8 protein-coding genes are annotated in these 7267 nt (G+C 70.7%); 6 read left to right on the top strand and 2 right to left on the bottom strand.

What is annotated here, in order from left to right; translation table 11 throughout:
* The first annotated feature begins 8 nt into the window (after positions 1 to 8).
* From ACFSJG_RS15760 to ACFSJG_RS15780, 5 genes are all read left to right on the top strand, one after another.
* Positions 9 to 764, top strand: a complete 756-nt coding sequence (locus tag ACFSJG_RS15760; protein ID WP_378486174.1) for an MBL fold metallo-hydrolase — start codon at positions 9 to 11, stop codon at positions 762 to 764.
* Between the two features lie 195 nt (positions 765 to 959).
* Complete coding sequence (locus ACFSJG_RS15765; RefSeq protein WP_378486175.1) at positions 960 to 1289, top strand: chorismate mutase family protein; 330 nt, start codon at positions 960 to 962, stop codon at positions 1287 to 1289.
* 10 nt (positions 1290 to 1299) lie between these two features.
* A complete protein-coding gene (gene pabB / locus ACFSJG_RS15770; protein WP_378486176.1) occupies positions 1300 to 3372 on the top strand; it encodes an aminodeoxychorismate synthase component I in 2073 nt (690 codons plus the stop codon).
* Positions 3373 to 3428: 56 nt separating this feature from the next.
* Complete coding sequence (locus tag ACFSJG_RS15775) at positions 3429 to 4220, top strand: prephenate dehydrogenase dimerization domain-containing protein (RefSeq protein WP_378486446.1); 792 nt, start codon at positions 3429 to 3431, stop codon at positions 4218 to 4220.
* Positions 4217 to 5152 (top strand): diiron oxygenase, encoded by a 936-nt coding sequence (locus ACFSJG_RS15780; RefSeq protein WP_378486177.1) that lies wholly within the window; start codon positions 4217 to 4219, stop codon positions 5150 to 5152. Before ACFSJG_RS15775 ends, ACFSJG_RS15780 begins: the two co-directional genes overlap by 4 nt.
* Before the next feature lie 5 nt (positions 5153 to 5157).
* Here the strand turns inward: ACFSJG_RS15780 and ACFSJG_RS15785 are convergent, their stop codons facing one another.
* Both ACFSJG_RS15785 and ACFSJG_RS15790 read right to left on the bottom strand, forming a co-directional pair.
* Complete coding sequence (locus ACFSJG_RS15785; RefSeq protein ID WP_378486178.1) at positions 5158 to 5418, bottom strand: Txe/YoeB family addiction module toxin; 261 nt, start codon at positions 5416 to 5418, stop codon at positions 5158 to 5160.
* Positions 5415 to 5666, bottom strand: a complete 252-nt coding sequence (locus ACFSJG_RS15790) for a type II toxin-antitoxin system Phd/YefM family antitoxin (protein ID WP_378486179.1) — start codon at positions 5664 to 5666, stop codon at positions 5415 to 5417. Before ACFSJG_RS15790 ends, ACFSJG_RS15785 begins: the two co-directional genes overlap by 4 nt.
* 174 nt (positions 5667 to 5840) lie before the next feature.
* Between ACFSJG_RS15790 and rox the strand changes: the two genes are divergently transcribed.
* Positions 5841 to 7265: a rifampin monooxygenase gene (gene rox / locus ACFSJG_RS15795; protein WP_378486180.1), complete on the top strand. Its 1425-nt coding sequence runs from the start codon at positions 5841 to 5843 to the stop codon at positions 7263 to 7265.
* Positions 7266 to 7267 lie beyond the last annotated feature (2 nt).

Consider the following 7267-nt stretch of genomic DNA (forward strand, 5'->3'; position numbering starts at 1 on the left):
GGTGTGCGATGGCGGTGGACATCCGGTGGCTCGGCCACGCGACGGTCGCGCTCACCGACGGCGCGACGACGGTGCTGACCGATCCGGTGCTGACCGGCCGGGTCGGGCATCTGCGGCGCCGGCGCGGCGGGAACCCGCTGCCCCTGCTCGGCCGACCCGATGTGGCGCTGCTGTCGCACCTGCACGCCGATCACACGCACCTGCCGTCGCTGGCGCTGCTCGATCCGGACGTGCCGCTCGTGGTGCCGCGCGGTGCGGTGGCCGCGTTCGCCGGGTTGCGTCCCTACGGTGACCGGCTGATCGAGCTGGCGCCGGGCGAGGACACTGTGGTCGGGCCGGTGACGGTGCGGGCGGTGCCCGCCGACCACGACGGGAGGCGGTGGCGCCGGGGCCCGCGCACGGTGCCGGCGCTGGGGTACGTGGTCGAGGGCGAGGCGACCACCTACTTCGCCGGGGACACGGCGCTCGATCCGGCGATCGGCGACTGGGTGCCACGCTGCGATGCTGCGCTGCTGCCGGTCGGTGGGTGGGGTCCGACGCTCGGCCCCGGTCACATGGATCCGGAGGGGGCGGCGCGGGCGGCGGAGCTCGTCGCGGCGGCGGTGTCGGTGCCCGTGCACTTCGGGACGCTGTGGCCGATCGGGCTCGACGCGGTGCGACCGCAGCTGTTCCTGCCGCCGGGTGGCGATTTCGTCCGGCGGGCGCGGGCGGCGGGGCTGACGGCGGTCGAACTCGCCCCGGGCGACGGATACCGGGTGGTCTGACATGTTGACCAATCGTGACCTGTGAGTAACGGAGAACCCGGTCACCACGACGCACGAGGTGGGACCATGAAAACAGTCGAGACCGCGGTTCGCCGGTGCGGGCCGCGCAGAGTGCAGGCAGCTATGACAGGTGGCGAGCGGGTCGACCGGGTCGCCGGAGCGCACCTCTTTTGGACAGTGCAAGGTGGTCGTACCGTGAGCGAATCGACGAAGAACGTCGCAGCCGATCCGAGTGAACTCGAACTCGCGAACCTCCGTACCGAACTGGACGGGATCGACGATCGGCTGCTGGAACAGGTGCGGGCACGGATCGAGGTCTGCACCCGCATCGCCCAGGTCAAGCGCAGGCACGCCATCCCGATGATGCAACCGCGGCGCGTCGGCGCCGTGCACGAGCACGCACGCGCATACGCACTCGATCACGACATCTCACCGCAGTTCCTTCGTGAGCTCTATGACCTGCTGATCGCGGAAACGTGCCGGGTGGAGGACCTGATCATCGACAAGCCACCCGATCCGAGCTGAGGGGTATCGCGTGCGAACACTGCTCATCGACAACTACGACTCGTTCACGTACAACCTGTACGCGCTGTTGACGGAGGTCAACGGCTGCCCACCGGTCGTGGTGGCGAACGACGAGCAGTGGTCGTCGGTGAGTCTGTCCGACATCGACAACGTGGTGGTCTCCCCCGGCCCGGGACGCCCCGACCGGTACCGCGACTTCGGGATCAGCGCACAGGCGCTGACCGACAGCGGGCTGCCGGTCCTCGGGGTCTGCCTGGGGCATCAGGGACTGTGTCACCTGTTCGGGAGCCCGGTCGTCACCGCGCCCGAGCCGCGGCACGGCCGGATCAGCGCCGTCCACCACGACGGCGCGGGGCTGTTCGCCGGGCTGCCGTCACCGTTCGACGCGGTCCGCTACCACTCGCTGGCGGTCGAGGAGATCTCGGACGAACTCGTCGCGCAGGCCTGGGCCGACGACGGAGTGCTGATGGCGGTGCGGCATCGGGAGCTGCCGCTGTGGGGGGTGCAGTTCCACCCCGAGTCCATCTGCACCGAGTACGGCCGCGAGCTGCTGGCGAACTTCGCGGCGGAGACACCGATCCGGGCGCGGCGTCCGGATCCGCCTCCGCCGCGCCCCCCGGCGCCCCGTCCGAGGCACCGGTACCGGGTGCGGTCGGTGCGGGTGGAGCGGGCCGCGGACCCGCAGAAGGTGTACGAGCGGCTCTTCGCGGACGGGCCGAACGGCTACTGGCTGGACGGTTCGGGGGCGGGCGACTCCGACGGCCGGTTCTCCGTGATGGGTGACAGCTCGGGGCCACGCGCGGAGTACGTCACCTACCGCGTTCCGGAAACGACGGTGCGAGTGAGTCGCTCGGACGGGACCGAGGACGAGTTCCGTAGCCCCCTGTTCGAGTACCTGGACGCGCGACTACGGGAACGGTCGGTGGCGCCGCGACCGGATCTGCCGTTCGGATTCTGTCTCGGCTACGTCGGCTACCTCGGGTACGAACTGAAGGCCGACACGGTAGGCCAGCTGGCGCATGCCTCCGAGCAGGCCGACGCCGCACTGGTGTTCGCGGATCGTGCGGTGGTGATCGATCACGACGCGGGCTGCGCGTATCTGCTCGCGCTCGAACCGCACGATACGACGGACCCGGGAGCGATGCGGTGGCTGCAGGAGACCGCGACGGCGATCCGGGAGCTGGACGACGACCGCGGCGTCCCGTCCACGGGGGCTCCTCCGCTGGTGCCGACGCCGCGGGACGTGCCGGTGGTGTTCCGGCACGACCGGGCCACCTACCTCGGGCTGATCGAGCAGTGCCTGGCGGAGATCCGGTCGGGTGAGTCGTACGAGGTGTGTCTGACGAACGCTGCGTCGGTGCACCGCAGCCTCGACCCGGTGTCGGGGTATGAGTGCCTGCGGGAGATCAGCCCCATGCCGTACAGCGCGTTGCTGCAGTTCTCGGGGCTGTCGGTACTCAGCGCGTCTCCCGAGCGGTTTCTCAAGGTCGGCGCGGACCGGACCGTGGAGTCGAAACCGATCAAGGGGACCCGGCCCCGGTCCACCGATCCCGATCAGGACCAGGCGTTGCGGCGTGATCTGCTGGTCAGCGAGAAGGACCGGGCGGAGAACCTGATGATCGTCGATCTGGTGCGCAACGACCTGTCCCGGGTGTGCGTTCCGGGATCGGTGCACGTGCCGGTCCTCTTCGACGTCGAGACGTACGCGCCGGTGCACCAGCTGGTGTCGACGGTGCGCGGCACGCTGCGGGAGGGGGTCTCCGCCGTCGACGTCGTGCGGGCCACGTTCCCCGGCGGGTCGATGACCGGCGCACCGAAGGTCCGGACGATGGAGATCATCGACAAGCTCGAGGCCGGGCCGAGGGGCGTGTACTCCGGCGCCCTCGGGTACTTCTCGCTGTCGGGGACAGCGGATCTGTCGATCGTGATCCGCACGATGGTCGCCACCAGTGACGAGGTGACCTTCGGGGTCGGCGGCGCCATCGTCGCGCTGTCCGATCCGGCGGAGGAGTTCGAGGAGACGATGGTCAAGGCGCTCGCGACGCGACGCTGCCTGTCCGTCGCCGACGAGTGCGAACCGTGACGGGTTCGCAGCCGAGGTCGGTGGTCGTGGTCGGTGGGGCGGGCGCGGTCGGGTCGATGCTCGCGAAACGGTGGCGCGCCGACGGCGCGGTCGTCGACGTGGTGGACGCCGCCGACGGTGACGACGTGCACGCACCCGACGAGCGGGTCACGGGCCTGCTGCGCGCCGCTGACGTGGTGGTGCTCGCCGTCCCCGAGTACGTGGCCCTCACCGCGGTCGGGGCGGTGAGGGCCCGCATGCAGCCATCGGCGGTGCTGATCGAGACGCTCTCGGTGAAGTCGCGGTTCGCGTCGGCGGTCGCAGGCACCGACGCTCCGGTGGTCGGAGTGAATCCGATGTTCGCGCCCGCACTGGGGTTGCCGGGTCGCGCGGTCGCGGTGGTCGTCCACCACGGCGGTCCCGCGGTGGACGAGTTCGTCGCGGACCTGCGCCGTTGGGGTGGCCGGGTGCAGGTGACGAGCGCGGACCACCACGACCGGCTGTGTGCGGCGCTGCAGGCCCTCACTCATGCGACCGTGCTCGCGTTCGGGTGGGCCCTGGCCGATCTCGACGTCGACGCGGACGAGGCGGCGGCGATGGCCACTCCCCCGTTCGCGACCATGTCGGCGCTGCTCGCCCGCGTCACGGGCGGCACCCCCGAGGTGTACCGGGACGTGCAGACCGCCAACCCGTACGCGTCGGCGGCGCGGGACGCGCTGACGCGGGCGGTGTCGCGGGTATCGGACGCAGCCGTCGGCGACACCGGGGACTTCGCGGCGCTGCTCGCCCGGGCCCGCGTGCCGCTCGGTGATCACGACGACGAGTACGCGGCGCTGTGTGCGCGCCTGTTCGAGGATCTGGCGCGGTGACCGACCGGCTGCCCGACCACGACCCCACCGATCCCGCGGAGACGGCGGTCATCCGAGGTCTCGTTCGCAGCTGGCCGCGACGCGCCACCGTCCGCCGCGACGAACCCCAGCTGGACGGGCCGACGATGGAGGAGCTGTTCGACCCGCAGCGAACCGACTTCCCGGAGGAGATGCTGCCGATCCGTGGGCACCCGCGGTACGAGGCCCTGGACGAGGCGGCGCGCCGTCGGATCAACTCCTGGGCGTGGATCGCCTACAACAAGAACGTGATGGACATCGAACAGTCCGTCGTGACACCGGGTTTCGGCGTGCTGTTCCGGGACGCGCTGGGTACCGGGTTCTCCGACGCCGCGCGCGCAGCGGTGATGCAGGCCCTCGTCGACGAGGAGTACCACACCCTCATGCATCTGAACGGGTCCGCGCTGGTGCGGCGGCGCCGCGAGTGGTCGCTGCCCGACCGGGCGCTGCCGGACAGCCTGATGGTGCGGAAGTACCGGGCGGCGACGTCGTCCCTGCCGGAGGGGCGAGAGGCGGCACTGGTGGCGCTGGGATTCTCGACCGTCGCGGAGACATCGATCGGTGAGTACCTGTCGGTGATCTCCGCCGACCCGAACGTGCAGCCGGTGAACCGGGCGACGGTGTCCCTGCACCGCCGCGACGAGACCGCGCACTCGTCGGTGGCCGGGGAGATGGTGCGGCTCGTGCACGACCGGCTGAACGCGGAAGACCGTGCGGTGCTGCGTCGTTCGCTGCACGGCGCGGTGGACGCGTTCACCGCCACGGATTTCGGTGTGTGGTCGGCGATCCTCGCCGCCGAGGAGGTGCCGGACGGCGACGAGATGCTCCGGGAGTGCGCCGAGGACCCGACGCGACGCAGGTTCGTGCAGGACTGCGGCGCCACCGACCGGCTGATCGCCGAGTTCGACGACTGATCGCGTCAGCTGCCGTAGTGGTAGCGGCAAGCGGCGATGCGTATCTCGGCCTCCCCGAGTTTGTACACGAGGCGGTGTTCGGAGGTGATTCGTCGTGACCAGTATCCGTGGAAGCCGTGCTTCAGCGGTTCGGGCTTGCCGATTCCCTCGTTGCCGCTCCTCGCGACATTTCGGATCAGCGTGTTGATCCGCTTGAGGACCTTGCGGTCCTGGACCTGCCACCAGAGGTAGTCCTCCCATGCACTCTCGTCCCAGACGAGCTTCATTCGACCAGGTCGCGAGTGGTGCCACTGCCCTCTTCGAGTCGCTCGATCGAGGCCAACAGGCGGCGCGCGTTCTCCGGACTCTTGAGCAGGTACGCCGTTTCCTTCAATGATTCGTAGTCGTCCAGTGCGACCATGACGACGGGCTCGTGGCCGGCCCGGGTGATCACGATTTCCTCGCGGTCGTCGGTGACGGCGTTCAGGGTCTCGGCGTACTTGGCGCGCGACTCCGAGTAGCTCATTGTCCTCATCGGACTTCCTCCTCGCATACGTACAGGAAATTGTACGTGACCGTGACCGGTGGGGTGTCCGCACCGGTCCCTCAGAACTCGCGACCAGGTGCGGTCTCCTCGATGCAAGGATGGGTGCGTGATCCGGCCCGTGGCCACCGCCGACCGCGCGTCGGTTCGCCGAGAGGGGTGTCCGTGATCGACGTGGTGGTTGCCGGCGGTGGGCCGACCGGGATGATGCTGGCGAGTGAGCTGCGGTTGCAGGGTGTCCGGGTTCTCGTGCTGGAGCGGGAACCGGAGCCGCTTCCGCACGTGCGGGCGCTCGGGCTGCACGTGCGCACCATCGAGATCCTCGACCAGCGGGGCCTGCTGGACCGGTTCCTCGAGCACGGCACGCGGCACGTTGCCGGCGGCTTCTTCGCCGGCATCGAGATGCCGTGGCCGACGGACCTGGACACCGCGCACGGGTACGTCCTGGGCATCCCGCAGCCGGTCGTGGACAGGCTTCTCACCGAGCGCGCCGCCGAACTGGGCGCCGAGATCCGGCGGGGCTGCGCCGTGACGGGGCTGGCTCAGGACGACGGCGTCACTGTGGAGACCGCCGACGGTGACCGGGTGCGGGCTCGGTACCTGGTCGGCTGCGACGGCGGCCGGAGCACGGTGCGCTCACTGCTCGGGGTCGGTTTCCCGGGGGAACCGGCGCGGGTGGAGACACTGCTCGGCGAGATGGAGGTGACCGCGTCCCCGGACGAGGTCGCGTCGGTGGTCGCGGAGGTGCGTCGCGTGCAGAAGCGGTTCGGTCTCGGGCCGCTCGGCGGCGGCGTGTACCGGGTGGTGGTACCCGCGGACGGCGTGGCCGAGGACCGCTCGGCCGCACCGACACTCGAGGACTTCCGACGACAGCTCCTGCGGGTCGCGGGCACCGACTTCGGCGTGCACTCCCCGCGGTGGCTGTCCCGATTCGGGGACGCGACCCGACTCGCGGACCGGTACCGGGTCGGGCGGGTGCTGCTGGCCGGCGACGCCGCTCACATTCATCCCCCGACCGGCGGGCAGGGCCTGAACCTCGGCATCCAGGACGCGTTCAACCTCGGCTGGAAGCTCGCGGCCACCGTCGACGGGTGGGCGCCGGACGCGCTGCTCGACAGCTACGAGAGCGAGCGCCGACCGGTCGCCGCGGACGTCCTCGACACGACCCGCGCTCAGATGACGCTGCTGTCGACGGAGCCCGGCCCGCTGGCGGTGCGGCGTCTGGTGTCGGAGCTGGCGGCGTTCGCGGACGTGCGCCGGCTCCTGATGGAGAAGATCACCGCGATCGGCATCCGGTACGACGTCGACGGCGACGGTTCGGAGCTGCTGGGTCGGCGGCTGCGGGACCTGTCGCTGACCGGCGGCCGGCTCTACGACCTGATGCACGAGGGTCGCGGGATGCTCCTCGACAGCACCGGCGCACTGTCGGTGACCTGCTGGTCGGATCGCGTCGACCACGTCGTCGACGCTGCCCCGGACCTGGACGTGCCCGCGGCGCTGCTGCGGCCGGACTGTCACGTGGTGTGGGTGGGTGCGGACCAGGTCGGCCTCGACGAGGCGACGGCACGGTGGTTCGGCGCCGCGACGTGACC

The organism is Rhodococcus gannanensis (assembly GCF_042681175.1).
Taxonomy (GTDB): domain Bacteria; phylum Actinomycetota; class Actinomycetes; order Mycobacteriales; family Mycobacteriaceae; genus Rhodococcus_G; species Rhodococcus_G gannanensis.